This window comes from Niallia sp. Man26, from assembly GCF_022049065.2.
Taxonomy (GTDB): Bacteria; Bacillota; Bacilli; order Bacillales; family Cytobacillaceae; genus Niallia.
In genome coordinates, this window is the sequence record NZ_CP095744.1 from 489273 (window position 1) to 509639 (window position 20367).

The window sequence follows — 20367 nt, forward strand, 5'->3', positions numbered from 1 at the left end:
ATTTTGTATTAACAAGGTGTCAAAGTGTGAAACTAGCTCCAAACCGCACTATATGGGGATGCAGAAGATAACAAAGCACCAAAAAACTTTAATTTGGATACTCCGCTTCATTATCTTCATTAGTATTATGTAGATGTTTCTCTAATAACTAGTTCTGGATTTAAGATAATTCGTTGTTGAATTGGATCGTCCTGTTCCAGTTTATTATATAAAATCGTCGCCGCTTTAACTCCTATCGTACGAGGAAAGGAGGAGACTGTTGTTAACGGAGGATGATATATTTCCGCTTCAGGAATGTTATCAAAGCCTACAATATCAATATCTTTGCCTGGAGTCATACCCTTCATTCCTAAACCTTGCAGTACACCAAATGCAACAAGATCACTAAAACAAAAAATTGCTGTTGGCGGATCGGGGTTTTTAAGCACCTCTAAAACTGTTTGAACGCCGCCTTCACTCGTTGGCAGACCATCGATTATGAGTGATTTATCCACTTCTAAACCAGCCATAGAATGTGCTTCCTGAAAGCCTTTCATCCGGTCTTTCCATGTGGTTGACATCTTTATGCCTCCAAGAAAAGCAATCCGCTTATGTCCCTTTTTTAAAAGATGCTCTACAGCAAGGAAAGTTCCCTTTATGTAATCAATCCCAACATAATCACAATTCGCATGATCTACTTCTCTGTTTGCAAGCACGACTGGCAATTCTAAATGATTCAATTGACTTACTGTGCTTTTGTTGCTTTTTGATGCTGGATTAATAATCAGACCATCCACTCTATGTTCAACCATAGTAGAAATTAACCGTTCTTGTTTTAACACAGAATCAAAGGTTGTTCCCAGTAATACGGTATAATCCATCTTCTCAAGTGTTTGTTGAACACCTATTAAAAATTCGGAAATAAATTTATTCGATATATCCGTCACTATCACTCCTATAATTTTAGAGCTTTGTGACCTTAATTTAGCTGCGACTCGATCGTATACATATCCTAGTTCTTCAATAGAATCTAATACTTTTTTTCGAGTAGCATCTGAAATTCGAGGATTGTTGCGAATGACTAAAGAAGCAGTCGAAGTCGAAACACCGGCATGTTTAGCAACATCTTGCAAAGTAATCCTCCGTTTTCTTTGTTTCAACAAAATCACCATCTAATCTTTATAAGTTATCTATTATTATAATCGATATTCTGCTGTTTGCATCATTTGTTGTATTAATTTAACTATTTTAAGCTTTTCATACACGAAAAAAAGTCCGATAAGATGACTTATCAGACTTAATGCGGGAAAAACGCTTAAAAGACTTTTTTATACCAGCGAGATGCAGCCTCTGCTTCTGTTGCTGTCAAGGAATGGCCGCGGCTTTCCCAATGCATTTCAACGTCGGCATTTGCTTTTTGCAGCAGTGACTCGAGCTCACCAGACTCCAATGGGGAGCAGATTGGATCATTCGTTCCAGCTGTGATGAAGACAGATTTCCCCGAGAGATCTGGCAAATCAATGCCTCTTCTTGGCACCATCGGATGATGAAGAATAGCACCTTTTAATGCGTCTTTATAGTGAAACAATAAGCTTGCTGCAATATTAGCTCCGTTAGAGTAGCCGATTGCGACAATATTTTGGCGGTCGAACCCATATTTAACTGCTGCCTCATCCAGAAATGCATTCAATTCATTTGTTCTGAATACTAAATCTTCTTCATCAAAAACACCTTCTGCCAGTCTTCGGAAGAATCTTGGCATGCCATTTTCCGATACATTTCCACGAACACTTAATACAGATGCCTGATCATCCATTAAACCGGCAAGCGGAAGCAAATCTAATTCTGTTCCTCCAGTGCCATGCAGCATTAATAATGTTGGTCTTTCAGGATTGGTTCCTTTATTAAATATATGCTTCATTATTTATCTCCTCCTAAAGAACGTATCTCTATTTTTGGTAATATCTGTTCCAATTCTTCTCTTTTAGCTTCCAGCCATTCTGGCAGCATCAGCTTGCTTCCGAGCGTGTCAATAGGTTCATCTGCTGTAAAGCCTGGCGGATTTGTTGCTATTTCAAAAAGAATGCCGCCTTCTTCATGAAAATACAATGCTTTAAAGTAATTACGGTCCCGTATTTCTGTTGGGTAATAGCCCTTTTCCTCTAGTAGAGCTCTCCATTCTAACAGTTCTGCTTCATCCTTCGCTCTCCAAGCAATATGATGAACCGTACCTGCACCCATTAAACCGCGTATAGATGGATGGAGCTGAATATCAATAATATTCCCAAGGTCCCCTGCTGATCTGAATCTTAGAATTTCTTCCTGCTGGCCGACGAATTCTAAGCCTAATATATCTTCAAGCACTGCCTTTGTTTTATGAGGCTGAGCAGAATATAACACCGCTCCGCCAAAGCCCTTTATTGCATTTTCAGTTGCTATTTCATCAGTACTCCAAGTATTTACTGGTCCTTCACTTCTTTCGACAAGCTCCAGCTGCAGTCCATCTGGATCACTGAACTTGATTGTTTTCTCTCCAAAGAGTACAAATGAAGTGAATTCGACTTCGAAGCTGCTTAACCGATTTTCCCAAAAGGCACTTGACCCGGTTGGAATAATATATTTAGTGACACCGACTTGACCTGTTCCTATTCTGCCTTTGAGCTGCTGTTCCCAAGGAAAAAACGTAATAACTGTACCAGGGTCTCCTGTCTCATTGCCGAAATAAAGATGATAAACCTCTGGTCTGTCAAAATTGACTGTTTTCTTAATAAGTCTTAAACCGAGCACGCCTGCATAAAAATCTATATTCCTTTGAGCATCATTTACCATTGCTGTTATATGGTGAATACCTAATGTTTTCAACATTGTCTTTTTCCGCCTTCCACAATTTATTGGTTTTTAGGCTTTTATGTTAAAATCCAGGAAGTCTTAAAATATCTCGAATTCGAGATATTGATTTAAAAAAATATTTCGAATTAAATTATCTTGAATACAAGATAATAATAAGCTATATTTCCATAAGTGTCAATATAAAATAAAAAAGATTTTTTCCATTCCTTTACAGATTACTCCCTCTCTGTAAAGGAAATAATTTCGGCAATGCCCATAAAATTATTGCTGCGAAACCCCCATAAGTCATCATTTCCAATAAAGTGATAATTAAGCTGCTTCAATAATGCCTCTAAACTCTCTTTATTATCTGTTATATGCAGCTTATGCTCCTCAATCAGCCGTTCTTCTTCCCCGCTTACCTCATAATAACTGAATAATATGGAATAAAACACTTACACTTTCCCCCTGTTTATATACATTATTTTATTAGTGTTTCTACTATATCCTTGGAAAGTAAACTCAATATAAACTTAGTGTAGGAATAAATTGATTTTCAGTTTACATTTCTTCGTTAAAATTATTTATGTCATAATAGTGATATGGAGGCGCTAAGGTTATGTTTAAAATATTAGTTGTAGAAGATGACCAAAATACAAGAAAGCTGATGTGTGCTGTACTTAAGCAGTATGGGTTTGACGCATACGCTGCAGAAGATGGCATTGCAGCACTTCGCTTTATGGATAAACAGCATGTTGATTTAGTGGTGCTTGATTTAATGATGCCAAATATGGACGGTTATGAATTAACAAAACAGCTTAGAGCTGCATGGGAGCATTTGCCGATTTTAATGGTAACAGCAAAGCAGGAGCCAAACGATAAAAAGCAAGGGTTTCTTGCCGGCACAGATGATTATATGACAAAGCCAGTTGATGAGGAGGAGATGATTCTCCGCATTAAAGCCTTGCTTAGAAGAGCACAAATTGCGAGTGAACATAAGCTCGCAGTCGGAGAGGTTATTCTTGATTATGATGCATTGACCGTTTCCAGAAGGGCTGAAGTAATCACACTGCCACCTAAGGAGTTTTATCTTTTATTTAAGCTGTTGTCCTATCCGAATATGATTTTCACTCGCATGCAGCTGATGGATGAAATTTGGGGAATGGAGTCAGACACAGATGACCGCACTCTTAATGTACATATTAACCGCCTGAGGGACAGGTTTAAGGAATGGACAGAGTTTGATATTATCACCGTAAGGGGCCTTGGCTACAAGGCAGTGAAAAAAGCATGAAGGATTTTTTCACGAAACGGTTAAGCCTTGCGATTACATTAGTGATTTTTGTCTTTTTCGTATTTTTAGCAACGTTTGTTATAGCATTGGCGATTACGATTTTTTTAAACTATATCGGCTATGTAAAACATAGTGATATGACAAAAGCACTTCCTTTCTTTGGATTTGTAGGGTTTTGCATCCTCCTTGGAACCTCCCTAACTGCTTTTCTCAGTAAAAAAGCATTAAATCCAATCCGGAAGGTCATTGATGCGACCCATAAGGTTGCTGGCGGTGATTTCTCCGTAAAGGTTAATTTAAAAGGGATTGGTGAATTAGAGGAACTGTCACAAAGCTTCAATAAAATGACCTATGAGCTTTCCAGTATCGAAACTTTGAGAAGTGATTTCGTCAATAATTTCTCTCATGAGTTCAAAACCCCGATTGTATCCATTCGCGGCTTTGCCAAGCTCTTGAAAGAAAATAATTTGCCCGAAGAGGAGCGGCAAGAATACCTTGATATTATCATGACCGAATCAGAGCGGTTAGCAGCTTTGTCTACGAATGTTCTTACATTGTCTAAATATGAAAATCTCGAAATTATTTCTGATAAAGAGCCGTTTAGACTGGATGAACAAATAAGAAAAGCTATCGTTTTAATGGAACCAAAATGGTCTAGTAAAGACATCAGCATAAATGTGGAATTGGATGAAGTAACATATTGCGGCAACGAAGATTTAACACAGCAGATTTGGGTTAACCTGCTTGATAACGCCATTAAGTTCTCCCATAACGGCAGCTTTATACATGTTATGCTGGCTATCAAGGCGGACAAAATCGAGTTCTCCATTCAAGACGAAGGAGTCGGCATGGACGAAGAAACGAAAGCACGCCTTTTCGATAAATTTTATCAAGGTGACATCTCTCATTCAAAGCTAGGAAATGGACTTGGATTATCACTTGTAAAGAGGATTATCCAGCTTTGCCGCGGTGACATCTCTGTCGAAAGTGAAATAAATGAAGGCAGTAAATTCACAGTAAGCCTGCCAAAATGTTAAACAGAAAAGCCGATAATTTCAAATATGAAAATTATCGGCTTTATTTCATTTTTGAGGCTGAGGCTGCATATGCTTATCGTCAATCTTCTTATAAATTAGCTCCACTGATTTACGATCCTCTAAAATCATTTTTTTATTTTCATTCACTAATTCTTTAAAGGTCTTCTTTCTCACCGCTTCTTCCTCCCCATATGTATCATATACTCATTTTCCAATTCACTAAGACTAAGCTCATATAACTGGACATTTTCTTTCTTATAAATACCGATGTTTAATAATTGATCTATAATAAAAGCCTTTCTGACTTCAACTGCGTTATTCCATATAGACAAAGGAAACATCCTCCTCTAATTGATAATAATTTTCATTCTCATTATCATCATACTGGATAGATGAAAAAAATTCAACTTTCACACCATAAATTTATAAAATTCTTACAATTCTAGTTAAATAAAAAAGCTGCACATGGCAGCTCTAGAATGAAGGCTTATACTTATGAGTTAGGTGCTTAAACAACCGGTTCTCTTCCCTTAGAAATGAGGATCATAGTTTTACTATTTTCGTTCCGTGTACTTCTTCCACCTGCAAAGCGTCTAATACACCTTCTACGTTTTGATAATTTATGCCTGCACCTGGTAAAATGATGATTCGATTTGCTGCATATTCGATTAACTGTTTAAGATGAGGAAAGTTTTCTTCTATTGTTTGTTCAGGGCTGCCGCCATGTGTCAAAATTCTAGCAACCTTTCTTGCCGCAAGCCAATCAATAGCTCTAAATTGGTCCTCTTCTGCCAGTTCATCAAATGCCATATGAAAAGTAATTTCCATACCTGCTGATAAATCAATTAAACGAGCAGTCAACTCTTCATCAATCCAACCATTCTTCAAACAGCCAAAAACGACTCCATCCGAACCAAGTTGCAAACAGACTTGAATATCAGCAGCCATCATCTCTGCCTCTGCACTACTATATTCAAAATTCCCACCTCGAGGTCTGATCATTGTCATAACCTTAACACCAGCATGATGAGCGAGCTCAACCGTTTTTTTAATTACCCCATAAGAAGGAGTAGTCCCGCCAACAGCTAAGTTATCACAAAGCTCAATCCTCTTTGCTCCCGCTTTAATAGCAGCAGGAATATTCGTTAAGTTCTCAGCACAAAACTCCTTAATCACATCTTTCACCTTTTATTCCTCCTAAATTGCTTGACCACATCACTTACATTATACCTAAAGCTTTCAAAATAATTGCTAAAACAATAATGGAAAGAATCGCTCTAGTAGAGTTAAAATATTTTTTGCCTAATAACCAATAAATGACACCAACTAAAAGAGCAGGAACCATCATCGGCATAATTTGGTCCATTGTTTCTTGAATATTTAATTCTACATCACCTGTTTTAAAAATATCCATTCCAAGTATAACTTCACCCATATGGAAAATCGTATTAAAACCATCAGCAGCTATATCATATCGGTATTATAGGGTCTGTTCTATCCATTATTTTGTTCTTCATCGGCTTTAAGTGTATAAGAGGCTTTGAAGGTGCTGCATACGGAATCACTGCTATTCCTTTCTTTATTCTTGCAGTTATCTCCATTTTTCTTAAAAACTCTAACACTAGTTCCATTTATCAGTGAGAACACAGCCAACAAAAAAACAAGCCAGAATCAAATTCCGGCTTGTACTCTTATATTTCCTCATTCTTTAACCTGTTTATAAGCTCTTCCATCCAATGAATGGTATGTTCTGTTCTTGTTGAGTAATACCCGCTGATAAAATTCAACAGTTTTTCTTTATCTGGGTAGAAGTCGACATTATCAAATGTCTTAATTTCTTCCCAGCGCGTTGTGAAGCTGACGAGCTTCTTTTCTAAAATCGAAATGATTTTATCTCGTTCTACGTATTTCAAATTCGATAAACCTACAAGCATATCGGTGATGGCATCGGCATTTTCAAAGAGCTTGTAAATTTTCTTCGGCAATTCTTCCCGACCTTTATGTGTTATACCAAAGACTTGCTTATCCGGTCTGTGTTCCTCTTTAATAATTTCAACTATCTCAATTAATCCTTGCTTAACCAGCGATTCGAAATGATAGTAAAGCTTGCTTTCTGTCAATCCGACAAGCTGATCAAGGGGAATAGGTGCTGACAGCTGTTTTTTGATTTTATAAGGATAATTATTACCCTCCATCAATCTGCTTAAGATAAATATTTGAATGGACATTATTTAAGCTCCTTAAAGGCTAATTATCCTTATTCTAGCAAACTTAAGCTGTAATTTCAGCCCCATTTTTTGATGCTGCTTCTGTTTCTTGAGCTTCAAGTGGTACAGGTTTGTGAACAAATGCGACGATAGCAATATTAATTAGCATTGCTGCTGCCCCAATTACTGCCATTGACCAAATATATGGACTTGGACTGATGCTTCCATACATATTTGCAAAGTATGCCTGCACAGAGTAATACATTGGTGAAATATGACTCATCCATTCATATGGCAAGTACATCATGTCACGTGGTATTGTGGCACCATTTGCTAGTGTTTGGACTAAAAGAATTGGCAAGTTGAGAATCATCCCGCCTTCTCCTACTAAGAAAATTAAAATCGCTGTGAAGTTGAAGCAAACCATATAGTTTAAAATTTGTTGTCCTAATAAACCAAAGAATAAGTCACCGCTAGGCTGGTTCACTAAATAAGCGATTCCTGCTGCGACTAGTGAAGAAACTACGGCAATTAATAATGCAGTAGATTGTACATAAGCAAATAACCTCGTTTTGCTTGCTTTACCACGGCTCGCTTTAAAAGCAGCTACAAGCTGCATCGCACCAATCATTGCCCCAACATAGCCTGCCATTGTTAAAAACATCGGCAGCATATTATTGTTCATCCCGTCTGGAATTTCATTTATCGAGACAACATTCCCTGTATAAGCTGTTTCGATTTTATTCGCTAATTCTGCTGCCTGGTCTTCTGGAACATTAAAGTTCATTAGTACTCCTTGAGCTGTTTGCTGAGAGAATTGTGTGCTTAGTTGATTATTGATTTGAGTAACTACTGAGTTCATCGTTGACGATACAGTTGTTGCTCCTGCTTCATTAATTGTGAAATCAATGCTTGATGAAACTTCCCCTTTTTGTAAATCAGCAGAGAATGTTTCTGGTATATGAACAACTAATGCTAAGTCATTTTTCTCTAAGTCCTCTAATGCCTGACTGTTAGACAAGTCTGTTTCAATTTCTTTAAATGGCAGATTTTCCTCTAGCTGACTTGCAATCTGTGCACCATATTCGCCGGCATCTTCATTAACAATAGCAATCGGCAATTTATCTACATTTCCTGGGATTGCTGAATACCCTGGCAAAAAGATACCAAGCATCGCAATCGCATAGAAAATCCCCATGAATATTGCGGCAATTGCTCCCCTTGTTTTTAAAAATTGCTTAAATTTCATAGATTACATCCCCTTATAAAAATTGAAGTACTCAAATTTGAGTACTTTTAATAAAGTATTTCATCATTTTATGGTATTATTCATTTGCTGTCAACTAAGAAATTCTTGTACGATGACAAGCTTTTTAAAAGCATATAAAAAAGAGGCTAGTAGTTTTAGCCTCTTTAACTAGTTTATTTGTTTAGCTTCATCTCTCGTTATAATCCGATAATCGATTTTCAAAAAAGGAACACCAAACAGCTTCATTTTATGAATCGCTGTAAGTTCTCTTTTTGTTGTTTGTTCAATTACAAAGTTTTCAGATAGCGGTAGCCTAAACAGCCATGTACCAATTGCCAAATATATACCCGGATCTTCGCCCCCTGTGCTTGATAACTCAAGAGTGTCTGTAATGCAATCGAGCTTTAATATGCCTATCATGGTTGAGAACGGAAGAGGGAGCGCTATATTCATATAGGCTCTTCCTTGCGTTTTATGGCTGGAGTATATAGCAGTGAAAACAGTACGGCCATTGACTTTACGTATCCATGCCCTCGGAGAGTTTCTGCCATCTAAAGCTTCATTTACGCTTAGAATTGTCCCATTCATTTCCACTACTTGTTTCGATACAGGAAGATTTAACTGCTGAATTAATCTACTGACAGGCTTATAGATTAATAGTAGCGGCTTGAACCAGCCTGCCCAATGGACTGCCGCAAACAACCGGTATTTGTCTGTATGCTCATAAAAATCAACAATCATCGGCGGTAATCTTCTTATGTCCACAAACATGCTTAAATCATCGACGAGCCCAGACTTGGCTGTATTTTCTGGGGTTAATTGTCCCCTTATGTTGCTGACTGGAAAGCTCCAAGCAGGCTGTTTCGTTTTCGGCAGGTGAATTGCCCAGCCAATTATTCCTAGCAGTCCAAATAACAGGCAGTTCACTAAACCATGAAAAATGAGCATAAAATCCAATGTCACATACCACTTTCCAAAGGCTCGCCCTACTGAATAGATAAGAGAAAATAGAATAGTAACACCAAGTGAGCTATAAGAAATACGAATGAGTAATCCTTGCAGAAAGGCAGGGAATTTTGTTTTCATCGCTAAATAAATTAATCCATAAATGCCAAAAATATAGAAAATAACAGATATAAATTCAAGCAGCGGCCAAAACGTAATACCGACAGCTACTAACATAGGTGCAGCTAATATTATCGGCACGAGGATATTATAAAGTTTGGATGTATGAATTCGGCCAAATAAACCGATCGATACTGGCAGTATAAATGCAGAATAATGAAAGTGTATTGCTGTCAGCCAGTTGAGCATGTGACTAAAACCTGTATTAATCCCGTTTATATGAATGAAAAACCAAATTCCCCCCATAAACAGATACATCATTCCTATATCAATTGAAATCTCCGCCCAGTTTACAAAACCGCGTTTTAAAAAACGACGTAGACCTGACAATGCTACTGTAAGCGTAAATAGTAAGTAAATTATAGATAATATCATTTGTCCAGTATGTATAGTGATAACTTGCAGTAAAAGTACAGAAAAAAGCCCTGTCCAGATAAAAATAATCTGCTTCTTGTTTAGTTCCATTATCAACTGAAGTGTCATTGGTACAAGGATTTGCTGTGCTGCAGTCAATAACAAAAAATACGGCTCAGTTGTCAAAAAACAGTTTGTCAGAAATAAAATAACTCCACCAACTATTAAAGTGTTAGAGCTGTTCAGATGTGAACCCGCCTTCATAAGCCATCAACCTTCCTATAATCGGATTGTGGATACGAACTTGAATCGTATAAACGTCGTTGATATCATCATACCCCTCCATAACCGTTACTTTTCCTTCAAAAAGCTTAGGTATAGGAATTTCCCATTTTCCAAGCAGAAGGCGCTGAGCTCCAGATTGAATCTGTAAGCTCCCCTCTTGGGTAACAATGAATTTTAAATCAGAGTAAAACAAGTTCGGTTCTCCTAAATAATCTTTTACAATCCTTCGTTTTGCATCAATCGTCATAAACGCGTTAAATTGTCTAGTAACATGTTGAAAATAAAAGGTTCGCTCCCAATAGATTTCTTGTTCTCCATTTGGAAGCTGTTTTGCAGTGTTTCGTATCGTAAATGGAATATTGCTTCCCTCTTCTGGGAAAAGAAACTTCCAACGCACGGCCAATTTTAAAAAGGACTTGAGCCAGCTTTTTCCGCTGATGATGGACAGCATTGTTCCCCTGCCATGAAACGGATGTTGTAGTGAAATCGAATAGCGTTCTTGCAGTTTTGGATGCAGCCTGTTGAACTCTTCACCTAAAATTTCTTTATAAATCATTGACTAACCCTTCCTTCTAGTACGGATACAGTTAGCAGCTGTCGGCAAATCTTTTCCAAGCTGAAAACCTACAAATGATAAAATCCACAGACTCAAGTTAAATGTTAGCGGGTTAAAGGGATGTGTCATAATCGACGGGTCTGCAATCACTGCAGACATTGTTAATATAGGGAAAATAATTAATTGAAGTGCATGCAATACAGTCTTTTTGCGGTATACTAGCCAAACTACACCAAACATTATTTCAGCAGCTCCAATGAGCCGCAATAGCAGTCGAACCTTTTCTCCTTCGATAGAAGTTAAGTGGGATAGTATTGTCAGCTCTGCAGAATGCATCGCTAATAGCTTTGGCACTAGACCTTGATAAACCCAAACTAGAAAGAATAGTGCTGTAATGAGTGCACTGCAGCAAAACCGTAAGTATTGGAGCCTTGGCAATTCTCCCTTTTCGAGCCACCGCTTTAATACGTCAAAACTTAAGGCAGTCCCCCAGCCAATTAGCGGTCGAAAAAAGAAATCAACCATCCTTCCAAACAGTCCTTTTTGACGTATTTCATAATCATATTGTGTTAAGAATATCATCCCTTCATCGGTGGGTAGGTATTGCCAGTATCCCTTTCCTTCCTTAATGGGAGAAATTTTTTGGTTTGTACCAAAATGAAGGGAGGATGTTCTTGTACCGTCCTGTTTATTATGATCCCCAACGCTTTTTCCCCACCCTGCAACTTTTACACCAAAGCCAATTTTCCTTTCATATAGAAAGAACTGCGGTTCTTCTTCGGTATCTTTCGGCAAATATGAAATGGAAGAAAACCGAATATCCCATTGCTCATGCAGTTCAGGTGTTTGTGTTTTCTTCCATACCTCTTTTAGGTCGGCTTTAATTGGAAGCTCTACATATATTGGTTTATGTTTCATAACACTACCTCTAGTTTATGTGATTTATTTCACAAAATATATTAACAAAAAGCTTCCTCCGTTATAATGCCATTATATCAGCTTTCACTATTTTATAAAGGACTTCTTGAAATTTTTTCCTCTTCCATCAGAAACAAGCTGCCTGTTAGACAGCTTGTTATCATAAATAAGAGTGCTTCCTTTTCATATCTGTTACTAAGTGGGGATTGTCTCGCTTCATTTTTGCAACAAGCTCAGCTGCTCTCGCATGATCCTCTTTCAGTACCTCTAATTCTTTTTCAGTTATTCCCACCAATTGAAGAAAATCCGCCCTGCCATGAACAGTGTCCATCCCAACCGCTTCTGTGTCTTGTACGACTAATAATGCTGTAATATCGGATTCTACTCCGATATGAATGGAAGTTCCATTCCCAGCAATATATTGGAGCGGTTCAAAAAAACGCTGTTGTGTAAATGTATAGCGAGCTAGATTGGAGAGCATATCAAGTGACCACATACAATCATCAAGAGTGTCTTCGTTTAATTTAATCGTCATTTCATAGCCCCATTTACTCCACTCCCCTCCAAAGGCCTCTGTATCTGTATACAGCTCTGTCATGCCGTATGTAACGATATGTTTGTATCCATGAGACGATTCGTAAATACTATAACCGTCCAAATATTGATCGCCGCCAAAAATCGCTCTTGCGTGCAGGTCTGTACCAAAATACGAGGGTTCCTGATTGGGATACAGGTTCTCAAATACAGCATCAATAGCATCCCACCCTGGTGCCCAATCTTCTTGTTCAGCTGCCAATCTTTTATATTCTTGTTTATCCATTGTATTTAAACTCCTTCCTGGGATTCCCTCATTTTATTAAGCCATATTCTCGATAATACTTGTGAAAATTTCCGTATAGGTTTTTTGTAAATAATGTCCTGCTGGGATCCAGTTTTACAAAGCTTCCTCTCAGATACTAAAACCGTAACAAGCATTTCCTCAGAACAATTGATTTCATATTATGCAATTGTTAACTCCAGTCCCAAGCAAGCAAAGGATGACACCCACCCGTCTGTTTGCGCGCGAATACAGGCTTCGTAAACCCTTCTATGCGTTAATAATCTGGAGAAATCCATGAATCATAAAAAAGGAATGCCACTTCAACAAGTTCGTAATAAATACTAGCTTTGTTAACATTACTATGGCATAAACTCCCTCCCAAACGAATATTATTTTAATCTGTACTTACCATTTTAGCATTTACATCCAATATATGGATATAAAGAATTCTAGATTCATATTTTCAAAGATTTTTTTAAAGATTCCGAGCTGAATATTCTTTGTTCAGCTTGGGAAAACTAACTATATCGCTTGTTCAGAGCCCTTTTGATAAGTTATGCTTTACTTTAGACAAGCAAAATCTATGCTTGAACTTATTGAGTTTAATCAGTCATTTTTTATTAAGAGTATCATAGTATATAAAAAGCAAAGCACATTCGTTGGCGCGAATGTGCGTTAAAGAAATAATTGGTTATTTGCTTTTTTTATTTTGTTTATTTCGGTATTCGTCTAACCAACGAAATAAGCGTTCCTTGTCTGCGGCTTCGGCTTTTTTCTTTCTTTCTGTATTGGCGTGCAGAAAATAAAGGATAAGCCCAACAACAGCCCAGATTGCTAACCACTTGTATGCCCAGTCGTCCATTAAGAATTGAACCATATCCAAAATTGGCGTTTTGGAGAATGAAACAGTTCCGTCTACAAACCCATCGCGAATCCGCTTAAAATTTTCAAACATGGCAGTCAATACAAACCCGCCGTAGAGAAAATTAGAAATGGACAGAAGCACCTTCTTCATGTTTAAATCACCTCCGTGACAACGAAGAGTGTCCTAAAGTTTCCTTGGCGTAAGTGCGAATAGACGACTCGGGCTAAGCTTTATTTTTTCCTGCAACACATCCCCCCTTTCAATACCACAAAAAGGAAAAACCACATAATATCCTTATCAGAATTAAATATATTAATTAATTGGCGAAAATATTCCTATTCTATTTGAACTTTATTAGGCTTTTTAGGAGTGCTGCAAATTTTATTGGGATTTGTGTTTTGGAGGGGTTATTAGCTTTGTTTACAGTATTGCCAGTTCCCTTCCCTGGCTATTCACTACTGCTTGTCCCTATTTTAAATTGAGACTTTCTTCGCGTCTCTTCATACCTACATCTATTTTTTTGCATCATTGTGCTTGCTGCTTTCCATACATAAGCGAATAAATTCCTTTACTACGGGAGGAAGATTCTCGCCTTTGCGTGTACAAATGGCAATAATATTCTTTATTGGCGCTACTTCAACAAACACCCTCGCAAGCTGTCCTGTCTTCACATACTCCTTAACAACTAGCGAGGACACAAAGTTAACGCCATAGCCTGTCATAACAGAACGGACAGCCTCATTTAAGCCTGTAAACTGCAAAGCAATTTTTGGCGGCGTTACCCGATGTGTTTGACATAAGGAAAAGAGTCTTTCCCTTGTTGAGCTACCTGCTTCTCTCATGATAAAAGGCTCTTTCATAACATCCTCAAGTGATACCGTACAGTTCGCAAGCCTATGCTGCGGGGAAACGACGAACCAAATCTCATCCTGAAAAAGCTCCCGCCACTCTACTTCCTCCATTTGCTCTTCCCTTCCGCCCGCATACATGGCTATATCCGCCTTATAATGAATCAATTCACCAAAAGCATCCTGTGAATTTCTCGTCGTAATACTAATCTCTACCTCTTCATTATCTGCTTTGAATGCTGCTGCCCATTGCGGGATTAAGAAGTTAGCAGGCAGATAGGTTGCAGCAATGTGAAGCCGTCCTTTTTTCGCTGTTTTATAGTCTTGCACAAATTGTTCTAGTTGTTTTTCATGAGCAAAAAACAACGCTGCTTTTTGCGCTAACGTTTCTCCAAATGGGGTTATCGTAAACTTTTTTCCATTCTTATGAAACAAAGGAATTCCTAGTTCACTTTCAAATTGCTTTATTTGGCTAGAAACAGCTGGCTGACTGATCCGCAGAATTTCAGCAGCTTTAGTAAAGCTGCCAACACTAGCTACATGATGAAACAGCCTTAATCCGTGAAGGTTCATTTTAACTCCTCCTTATAAGTTTTATTTATATAAATATAAAAAACATATATTTTCTTTATGTAAAATTATAACTTACAATGGATATATAATCCAAAAGGAGTTGGTTACAATGAAAATTGATAAAACTTGGAGTTCCGTTGACCACTATTTTACGGAGCGGCTTCAGCCAGAAAGTAAAGAATTGGAGTATGTTAGAGACAATAATCAAAAGAATGGACTTCCCGAAATTGATGTCACTCCAACACAAGGAAAATTTCTCGCCATGCTCGCACAGCTTAAAGGAGCCAAAAACATTTTAGAAATCGGCACTCTCGGCGGCTACAGCACCATTTGGCTGGCCCGCACACTCCCCCAAGACGGCAAACTAGTCACCCTAGAAACAGACCCCAACCATGTAACAACAGCTCAAGAAAATATAAACTCAGCAGGATTAACAGATAAAGTTACTATTATTGAAGGTGACGCACTAAACACATTGCCTACATTACAAAACACAGGCTTCGGCGAGTTTGATTTTATTTTCATCGATGCAGACAAACCAAATAATCCCCACTATATAAAATGGGCAATCCAATTGGCTGCAAAAGGCGCAGTGATTGTTTCCGATAATGTGGTTCGCGACGGAGAAGTGATAAATAAGAACAGCTCCGATGAAAAAGTAATTGGAGTCAGGAAATTTATCGACATCCTTGCAGAAGATGAACGAGTTGATTCTGTTGGTATCCAGACAGTAGGAGAAAAAGGATATGACGGATTTGTATTAACATTGGTTCATTAATGAAAAAACGGAAGAGCATTGCTCTTCCGTTTCTCACATCATAGGGTTGTTTCCTCTTTAGATCGAGGCTTCCGTTCTTCCTTGTATCCTCCCTTAGGATGATCGCCATTTGAGAAGATAATAAAAAGAATCGAAAAGAAAACAAACAGATTTTTCAACTTAAAAACGCTTCTTTCTAGATTAATAGATATAAAAACATAACAATTATATACCGTCCATCCTGAAAAGACAATTGTCCTAATTACCCTTTTTCCCTATCCCTGCAGCAAGGGCAAGGAAAATGTATGGATACGCCAACAGGTTCAGCTCAAGAAAACCAAACCCTGAAAATATGTATATATCAGAATTATAGCCGTCAGAATAATAACCAGATCCCATCATGTACGCACCAACTAACAAATACGTAAAAATAGAAATTCCCAGCAAGCTTTTTCCTATCCAATTATACTTCACTTTTACGAAACTGATAAAAACAATCAGTATATATAATAGCCCTAAAGCTACTAAGAAATAAGGAATATAAAAAGGTTCATAGAAAAACTCACTCTCCCCTTGAATTAACCTATTTTCAACAGACATTTTTTACCTCCAAGTTTTTAAAGTAGAACCTATTATTCTATAGGGTTAGAATTCCTATTAATACCATTGCTAAAGGTATGAGAGAAAGTCCAATCCATCGTTTTTGCTTTTTCCATAAACCTTTTACTAACATTATTATCCCTATTACTAATACTACTGCTGTCGATCCTATCATGTGATTCCCCTTCACTAAATCAATTTTAATAATGCAATAAGATTATTTACACCATGTGCAATTATAGAAGTTTCCAATCTTCCTGTCTTAACGTAAACGAATCCAAACAACAAGCCCATCACCGTATAAGCAATAAAAGCCTGCAAGGTGAAACCTGCTATAACATGTACGCCCCCAAATAGAAGTCCGCTTACGATAACACCTATATATTTATGCCTAAAAAATAAATGCCCAACAATAATCTTTCTAAAAAAGAATTCTTCGATAATTGGAGCCAAAATTATAATAGTAATGACAGAAAGGCCAGTCATTTGTATAAACTCTTCTGCTTTCTGTTGATTTTTAGGAACTGTGAAGTCTGGATCTTTTCCTAATAGAAAAAGCAGCCCTATTAACAGTGCAGTAAGAATAAATTTTAGAAACAGCAACAATATAGCCCATCCTAAATCAGCCCATTTAATTACTAGCTTTCTTTTAATGAACAAGTTTGACCATTTATATAAAGCTATTATGCAAGAAAGTATTGCTAGTAGTTTAAAAAAAGTAATATAGTACTGAATTGGTTTATTAACTTCCAGATATCCATCAAAAGCAGTCGACTCAATTCCAACACCCATCCAGTAAAACGGATATAACACCAGATATGGAATGAATTTCATACAGCACAAATATAAAATAAAAATCCATAAATAATAATTAAGTATGTATTTCTTCATTGCCCGCTCCTAAATATTCACGTAATTAAAAAGAAATAGATTCCAAGGGAACCTATTTCTAAATTTAGTATATAAAACCATATTATCCCACAAATGATTATATAGTACTTTTATATTTTTTTAAATGGTTTTATTTATTCAGCACAGTAATCCTTTTTTATACTTCTCAACAAGTCTAGTAAGTATTAACTAGCAATAATTTATGAAAAAAATAAAAACAGATTTCACTTATTAACGTTGCTAACAACTAAAGCCCTCCTCAACAAGTATAAGCAATATTCCCCTTTGCCTTAAGCCTATTCCCTATCGATTACAAAAGCCGCTTTGCCCTCATCTAAATAGTCTTCTAGTTCCTTAAAACCAAAATAGGTAACTCCTTGTGTTTTTGATACACATATAATCATATTGTTTACATCATCCATTTCTCTAATGGAGAATCTACAACCATCGAAGATGAATTGCAATCCTAACGGAGGATTCTCATGATTGCCATTGCAGCTATGCTCCCTTTTTTCCTCAACGACTTTCATACTTTCACCTCTATATAATTTTAAATATCATCTGGCCGGTACTCTAAAATGTCTCCAGGTTGGCAATCCAGCGCCTTACAAATTGCTTCCAAAGTAGCAATCCGTATTGCTTTTGCTTTCCCGTTTTTCAAGATGGAGAGGTTCGCCATGGTGATGCCGACTTTCTCCGAGAGCTCTGTCACGCTCATTTTTCGTTTCGCTAACATCACATCTATATTTATTACAATTGCCATGTTATACACCTCAAATCGTATGCTCGTTTTCATCTTTAATTACAATTGCCTCTTTTAGTAGCTTTTGAAGGACAGCAGCAAACACTGCAACGACGATTGCTGCAAAAATAGGAACCATACCAAAAAGGACAAGTCCGGGAGCATCGTCTAGTTGTGCTACAAAAAATACGAATGGCAGCATAATAACATACAAGCAACTAATTGAAATGGCACAGTATTTTATCCATTTCAAAGCAACCACTGATTCTTCAGAAAATGCATGGTTATGATCAATATAATTTAAAAGTCGGAATGCTTGAAACAACGCATAAAAATAAGGTGCTGCTGATGCATACATTATAGTAACTATAGGATATAAAGCTTCAGCATAGTCTGGATTTGCAGTATGTGAAGGCAACCAAGTTAAACCTAAAATCCCTAGAACTAAAACTGGAATCCCTAAAAGAAAAACAGCTAATTTTAAAAAAGAAGTGGAACCTCGTTTCATTTATAAACACCTCGCTATAATAATTCACAAAATGAATTTACCATACATTTTATCGTATTACAATAAATAATTATTGCTTTTTATTAGTTTATTATTGAAATACATACTTCTTACCTAACGTACTAATTATAAAATGAACCTACCTTTAGTAGAGAGCTTGAGTCATTTTTATCGTAATTTTCTCTCGTAGATTCAAAAGATGCCAATAAAGGTACTGCACTTGCCTGTAAACCCATTTCCTTTAACTGAAAAATACTTTAAATGTATCCTTAAGTTTCTTGAAGGTGTGTGAATTTTGCACGCCATAATAAGGCTCTAATGGAAGGACTCCTTGTATTTTCATACGAAGTAATACAGATGGCTATAATCTTATCCACTTTTTCTAATTGACTACTCAACTTCGCGATTAAACAAAAAACCATTCATATTCACTTGACCATTTATTATTTATAATAAATTCAAAAAAATTTTTGGGTTACCTCGAAATCAGTATAAAAATTTTATTAAAGTATTAGACCTAGTCAATTAACACTAGAGTAACGCAGGTATAAATTGTGCAAAACTTGGAAAAACAAGGTAAATATGTACATATTATGACACTTATTAATTTCAGACAAATTTCGACATATTTCTTCAAAAAATTCGATAAACTTTATATGAACCGGTTCAGTTTAAATGAAGTCAGTTTTACATATAACACACAGAATGAGTTGATTTTAAACAGTTTCACTTCTGAAATTTCAGGAGGAGACAAAGTTCTACTAAGAGGAATAAATGGTTCCGGTAAAAGCACGTTCATAAAATTTATTAACAGGTTTGAATTCACCTACAGCCGGTCACATCTTAATTAATGGTCAAGATTGATAACTATATCCCATCAAAAAGAAGGACTTAATTTCGTAAATAAAGTAATAGATTTAGAACTTAATGATCTTTGAGTACAAACTGAAAAAGACCCGTTTTTTGTTCCGTAATGTTAAAAAGAGTTATTACCCTTTCTGGTATTGCGATTCCAGTGTTATAAGGAGGACAAAAATGAAAAGTATTTTAGAATTAAATAAAGTGAGTAAAAATTTAATGGACTTTTCTTTGCAAGAAATTAGTTTTACTTTAAACAAAGGTACTATTATGGGTTTTGTTGGGCCAAACGGTGCAGGGAAAAGTACTACTATCCGATGTATCATGGATTTAATCCACATTGATAGCGGCAGCATTAAGCTTTTTGAAATTGATACAAGCAAGGAATTGAAAAAGTTAAAGCAACGTATCGGGTTTGTCTATGATCAGGATGTGTACTTTGAAGATTTAAGTGTGAAAAAAAACAAAAATATTATTTCGAGATTTTATGAGCATTGGAATGATGATATTTTCCATCAATATATCCATGAGTTTGGGGTTCCACTAAAAAAATCAGTAAAACACTTATCAAAGGGAACAAAAATGAAATTTGCACTCGCTATAGCGTTATCTCATCATGCGGAACTTATCATTATGGACGAACCGACTACTGGCCTTGATCCAGTCTTTAGAAAAGAACTCTTGGATATATTATTAAAGGTTATTCAGGATACAGATACATCCATATTCTTTTCTACACATATTACTACTGATTTAGAACAAGTTGCTGATTATATTACATTCATTCTTGATGGGAAAATTATTTTTTGTAGTAAAACTAATGAATTACTAGAAAAATATTCATTAATAAATGGACCGAAAAAACTTACAGAGTTGGTCAAATCTGCAAACCCCATTTCGTTGAAAGAAACAGAACTAGCATTTCAGGCATTTTTCGAAAGTAAGGAAATTAATAAATTTAAATTAAACACCGAACTAACCATCCAAAAACCTACACTCGAAGAAATAATCTACTATCTAGTGAAACAATAAACTTAATTTAGAAAGCAGGGATTACATGCTGAACTTGATT

The 20367-nt window shown here is 36.6% G+C and carries 26 protein-coding genes; 5 read left to right on the forward strand and 21 right to left on the reverse strand.

Annotated elements, in window-relative coordinates; all coding sequences use genetic code 11:
- Positions 1 to 125: 125 nt before the first annotated feature.
- The 4 genes from L8T27_RS21905 to L8T27_RS21920 form a co-directional block, all read right to left on the reverse strand.
- Positions 126 to 1142 carry a LacI family DNA-binding transcriptional regulator gene (locus L8T27_RS21905; protein WP_233315013.1) on the reverse strand — a complete coding sequence of 339 codons (1017 nt, stop codon included), beginning with the start codon at positions 1140 to 1142 and terminating at the stop codon, positions 126 to 128.
- A 152-nt stretch (positions 1143 to 1294) separates the two neighbouring features.
- A complete protein-coding gene (locus L8T27_RS21910) occupies positions 1295 to 1900 on the reverse strand; it encodes an alpha/beta hydrolase (protein WP_237942975.1) in 606 nt (201 codons plus the stop codon).
- Positions 1900 to 2844: a ring-cleaving dioxygenase gene (locus L8T27_RS21915; protein ID WP_237942977.1), complete on the reverse strand. Its 945-nt coding sequence runs from the start codon at positions 2842 to 2844 to the stop codon at positions 1900 to 1902. Before L8T27_RS21915 ends, L8T27_RS21910 begins: the two co-directional genes overlap by 1 nt.
- 200 nt (positions 2845 to 3044) lie before the next feature.
- Positions 3045 to 3263 (reverse strand): hypothetical protein, encoded by a 219-nt coding sequence (locus L8T27_RS21920; protein ID WP_233315010.1) that lies wholly within the window; start codon positions 3261 to 3263, stop codon positions 3045 to 3047.
- A gap of 164 nt (positions 3264 to 3427) precedes the next feature.
- On the opposite strand from L8T27_RS21920, the gene L8T27_RS21925 reads away from it, so the two are divergent.
- Positions 3428 to 4102 carry a response regulator transcription factor gene (locus L8T27_RS21925; protein WP_233315009.1) on the forward strand — a complete coding sequence of 225 codons (675 nt, stop codon included), beginning with the start codon at positions 3428 to 3430 and terminating at the stop codon, positions 4100 to 4102.
- On the forward strand, positions 4099 to 5139 hold the full coding sequence (locus L8T27_RS21930; RefSeq protein WP_233315008.1) for a HAMP domain-containing sensor histidine kinase: 1041 nt from the start codon (positions 4099 to 4101) through the stop codon (positions 5137 to 5139). The genes L8T27_RS21925 and L8T27_RS21930 overlap by 4 nt, the downstream gene beginning before the upstream one ends.
- A 45-nt stretch (positions 5140 to 5184) precedes the next feature.
- Here L8T27_RS21930 and L8T27_RS21935 read toward each other — a convergent pair whose 3' ends face one another.
- From L8T27_RS21935 to L8T27_RS21950, 4 genes are all read right to left on the reverse strand, one after another.
- Positions 5185 to 5313 (reverse strand): FbpB family small basic protein, encoded by a 129-nt coding sequence (locus L8T27_RS21935; RefSeq protein WP_233315007.1) that lies wholly within the window; start codon positions 5311 to 5313, stop codon positions 5185 to 5187.
- Positions 5310 to 5471, reverse strand: a complete 162-nt coding sequence (locus L8T27_RS21940; RefSeq protein WP_233315006.1) for a Fur-regulated basic protein FbpA — start codon at positions 5469 to 5471, stop codon at positions 5310 to 5312. The genes L8T27_RS21935 and L8T27_RS21940 overlap by 4 nt, the downstream gene beginning before the upstream one ends.
- Before the next feature lie 211 nt (positions 5472 to 5682).
- Positions 5683 to 6324 (reverse strand): copper homeostasis protein CutC, encoded by a 642-nt coding sequence (locus tag L8T27_RS21945; RefSeq protein ID WP_481858870.1) that lies wholly within the window; start codon positions 6322 to 6324, stop codon positions 5683 to 5685.
- 34 nt (positions 6325 to 6358) lie between these two features.
- Positions 6359 to 6574 carry a PTS system mannose/fructose/sorbose family transporter subunit IID gene (locus tag L8T27_RS21950; RefSeq protein WP_237942979.1) on the reverse strand — a complete coding sequence of 72 codons (216 nt, stop codon included), beginning with the start codon at positions 6572 to 6574 and terminating at the stop codon, positions 6359 to 6361.
- Between the two features lie 47 nt (positions 6575 to 6621).
- Here L8T27_RS21950 and L8T27_RS28970 point away from each other — a divergent pair, with 47 nt between their 5' ends.
- The gene (locus L8T27_RS28970; protein ID WP_481858875.1) at positions 6622 to 6780 is read left to right on the forward strand and encodes a YesK family protein; all 159 of its coding nucleotides are present in this window, start codon (positions 6622 to 6624) and stop codon (positions 6778 to 6780) included.
- Positions 6781 to 6830: 50 nt separating this feature from the next.
- On the opposite strand, the gene L8T27_RS21955 is transcribed toward L8T27_RS28970, so the two are convergent.
- The 8 genes from L8T27_RS21955 to L8T27_RS21990 all read right to left on the reverse strand — a co-directional run bounded on the left by L8T27_RS21955 (position 6831) and on the right by L8T27_RS21990 (position 14939).
- The gene (locus L8T27_RS21955) at positions 6831 to 7367 is read right to left on the reverse strand and encodes a PadR family transcriptional regulator (RefSeq protein WP_237942981.1); all 537 of its coding nucleotides are present in this window, start codon (positions 7365 to 7367) and stop codon (positions 6831 to 6833) included.
- A 43-nt stretch (positions 7368 to 7410) separates the two neighbouring features.
- Positions 7411 to 8595 carry a YhgE/Pip domain-containing protein gene (locus L8T27_RS21960; RefSeq protein ID WP_233315003.1) on the reverse strand — a complete coding sequence of 395 codons (1185 nt, stop codon included), beginning with the start codon at positions 8593 to 8595 and terminating at the stop codon, positions 7411 to 7413.
- Between the two features lie 168 nt (positions 8596 to 8763).
- On the reverse strand, positions 8764 to 10338 hold the full coding sequence (locus L8T27_RS21965) for a YndJ family protein (RefSeq protein ID WP_237942983.1): 1575 nt from the start codon (positions 10336 to 10338) through the stop codon (positions 8764 to 8766).
- Positions 10307 to 10915 (reverse strand): DUF4166 domain-containing protein, encoded by a 609-nt coding sequence (locus tag L8T27_RS21970; protein ID WP_237942985.1) that lies wholly within the window; start codon positions 10913 to 10915, stop codon positions 10307 to 10309. Before L8T27_RS21970 ends, L8T27_RS21965 begins: the two co-directional genes overlap by 32 nt.
- A gap of 3 nt (positions 10916 to 10918) precedes the next feature.
- Positions 10919 to 11833: a DoxX-like family protein gene (locus tag L8T27_RS21975; RefSeq protein ID WP_237942986.1), complete on the reverse strand. Its 915-nt coding sequence runs from the start codon at positions 11831 to 11833 to the stop codon at positions 10919 to 10921.
- Between the two features lie 160 nt (positions 11834 to 11993).
- Positions 11994 to 12653 (reverse strand): suppressor of fused domain protein, encoded by a 660-nt coding sequence (locus L8T27_RS21980; RefSeq protein WP_237942988.1) that lies wholly within the window; start codon positions 12651 to 12653, stop codon positions 11994 to 11996.
- Positions 12654 to 13344: 691 nt separating this feature from the next.
- Positions 13345 to 13668 carry a hypothetical protein gene (locus tag L8T27_RS21985; protein ID WP_233314998.1) on the reverse strand — a complete coding sequence of 108 codons (324 nt, stop codon included), beginning with the start codon at positions 13666 to 13668 and terminating at the stop codon, positions 13345 to 13347.
- A 362-nt stretch (positions 13669 to 14030) separates the two neighbouring features.
- Complete coding sequence (locus L8T27_RS21990; RefSeq protein ID WP_233314997.1) at positions 14031 to 14939, reverse strand: LysR family transcriptional regulator; 909 nt, start codon at positions 14937 to 14939, stop codon at positions 14031 to 14033.
- Positions 14940 to 15048: 109 nt separating this feature from the next.
- Between L8T27_RS21990 and L8T27_RS21995 the strand changes: the two genes are divergently transcribed.
- On the forward strand, positions 15049 to 15717 hold the full coding sequence (locus L8T27_RS21995) for an O-methyltransferase (RefSeq protein ID WP_237942990.1): 669 nt from the start codon (positions 15049 to 15051) through the stop codon (positions 15715 to 15717).
- 237 nt (positions 15718 to 15954) lie between these two features.
- On the opposite strand, the gene L8T27_RS22000 is transcribed toward L8T27_RS21995, so the two are convergent.
- The 5 genes from L8T27_RS22000 to L8T27_RS22020 all read right to left on the reverse strand — a co-directional run bounded on the left by L8T27_RS22000 (position 15955) and on the right by L8T27_RS22020 (position 18437).
- Positions 15955 to 16296 carry a hypothetical protein gene (locus L8T27_RS22000; protein WP_237942992.1) on the reverse strand — a complete coding sequence of 114 codons (342 nt, stop codon included), beginning with the start codon at positions 16294 to 16296 and terminating at the stop codon, positions 15955 to 15957.
- A gap of 189 nt (positions 16297 to 16485) precedes the next feature.
- Entirely contained in the window at positions 16486 to 17187 is a 702-nt protein-coding gene (locus tag L8T27_RS22005) for a CPBP family intramembrane glutamic endopeptidase (RefSeq protein WP_237942994.1), read from the reverse strand.
- Positions 17188 to 17483: 296 nt separating this feature from the next.
- Positions 17484 to 17717: a hypothetical protein gene (locus L8T27_RS22010; RefSeq protein WP_237942996.1), complete on the reverse strand. Its 234-nt coding sequence runs from the start codon at positions 17715 to 17717 to the stop codon at positions 17484 to 17486.
- 20 nt (positions 17718 to 17737) lie between these two features.
- Positions 17738 to 17950 (reverse strand): helix-turn-helix domain-containing protein, encoded by a 213-nt coding sequence (locus tag L8T27_RS22015; RefSeq protein WP_237942998.1) that lies wholly within the window; start codon positions 17948 to 17950, stop codon positions 17738 to 17740.
- A gap of 10 nt (positions 17951 to 17960) precedes the next feature.
- Positions 17961 to 18437 (reverse strand): DUF2975 domain-containing protein, encoded by a 477-nt coding sequence (locus L8T27_RS22020; protein WP_233314991.1) that lies wholly within the window; start codon positions 18435 to 18437, stop codon positions 17961 to 17963.
- A gap of 1035 nt (positions 18438 to 19472) precedes the next feature.
- Between L8T27_RS22020 and L8T27_RS22025 the strand changes: the two genes are divergently transcribed.
- Positions 19473 to 20327 carry an ABC transporter ATP-binding protein gene (locus tag L8T27_RS22025; RefSeq protein ID WP_237943000.1) on the forward strand — a complete coding sequence of 285 codons (855 nt, stop codon included), beginning with the start codon at positions 19473 to 19475 and terminating at the stop codon, positions 20325 to 20327.
- Positions 20328 to 20367 lie beyond the last annotated feature (40 nt).

Coding starts and splice junctions, on each gene's coding strand:
- L8T27_RS21910 (WP_237942975.1), bottom strand. CDS start 1,900: ATGAAGCATATATTTAATAAAGGAACCAATCCTGAAAGACCAACATTA.
- L8T27_RS21915 (WP_237942977.1), bottom strand. CDS start 2,844: ATGTTGAAAACATTAGGTATTCACCATATAACAGCAATGGTAAATGAT.
- L8T27_RS21925 (WP_233315009.1), top strand. CDS start 3,428: ATGTTTAAAATATTAGTTGTAGAAGATGACCAAAATACAAGAAAGCTG.
- L8T27_RS21930 (WP_233315008.1), top strand. CDS start 4,099: ATGAAGGATTTTTTCACGAAACGGTTAAGCCTTGCGATTACATTAGTG.
- L8T27_RS21950 (WP_237942979.1), bottom strand. CDS start 6,574: ATGGGTGAAGTTATACTTGGAATGGATATTTTTAAAACAGGTGATGTA.
- L8T27_RS21955 (WP_237942981.1), bottom strand. CDS start 7,367: ATGTCCATTCAAATATTTATCTTAAGCAGATTGATGGAGGGTAATAAT.
- L8T27_RS21960 (WP_233315003.1), bottom strand. CDS start 8,595: ATGAAATTTAAGCAATTTTTAAAAACAAGGGGAGCAATTGCCGCAATA.
- L8T27_RS21965 (WP_237942983.1), bottom strand. CDS start 10,338: ATGAAGGCGGGTTCACATCTGAACAGCTCTAACACTTTAATAGTTGGT.
- L8T27_RS21970 (WP_237942985.1), bottom strand. CDS start 10,915: ATGATTTATAAAGAAATTTTAGGTGAAGAGTTCAACAGGCTGCATCCA.
- L8T27_RS21975 (WP_237942986.1), bottom strand. CDS start 11,833: ATGAAACATAAACCAATATATGTAGAGCTTCCAATTAAAGCCGACCTA.
- L8T27_RS21980 (WP_237942988.1), bottom strand. CDS start 12,653: ATGGATAAACAAGAATATAAAAGATTGGCAGCTGAACAAGAAGATTGG.
- L8T27_RS21985 (WP_233314998.1), bottom strand. CDS start 13,668: ATGAAGAAGGTGCTTCTGTCCATTTCTAATTTTCTCTACGGCGGGTTT.
- L8T27_RS21990 (WP_233314997.1), bottom strand. CDS start 14,939: ATGAACCTTCACGGATTAAGGCTGTTTCATCATGTAGCTAGTGTTGGC.
- L8T27_RS21995 (WP_237942990.1), top strand. CDS start 15,049: ATGAAAATTGATAAAACTTGGAGTTCCGTTGACCACTATTTTACGGAG.
- L8T27_RS22000 (WP_237942992.1), bottom strand. CDS start 16,296: ATGTCTGTTGAAAATAGGTTAATTCAAGGGGAGAGTGAGTTTTTCTAT.
- L8T27_RS22005 (WP_237942994.1), bottom strand. CDS start 17,187: ATGAAGAAATACATACTTAATTATTATTTATGGATTTTTATTTTATAT.
- L8T27_RS22010 (WP_237942996.1), bottom strand. CDS start 17,717: ATGAAAGTCGTTGAGGAAAAAAGGGAGCATAGCTGCAATGGCAATCAT.
- L8T27_RS22015 (WP_237942998.1), bottom strand. CDS start 17,950: ATGGCAATTGTAATAAATATAGATGTGATGTTAGCGAAACGAAAAATG.
- L8T27_RS22020 (WP_233314991.1), bottom strand. CDS start 18,437: ATGAAACGAGGTTCCACTTCTTTTTTAAAATTAGCTGTTTTTCTTTTA.
- L8T27_RS22025 (WP_237943000.1), top strand. CDS start 19,473: ATGAAAAGTATTTTAGAATTAAATAAAGTGAGTAAAAATTTAATGGAC.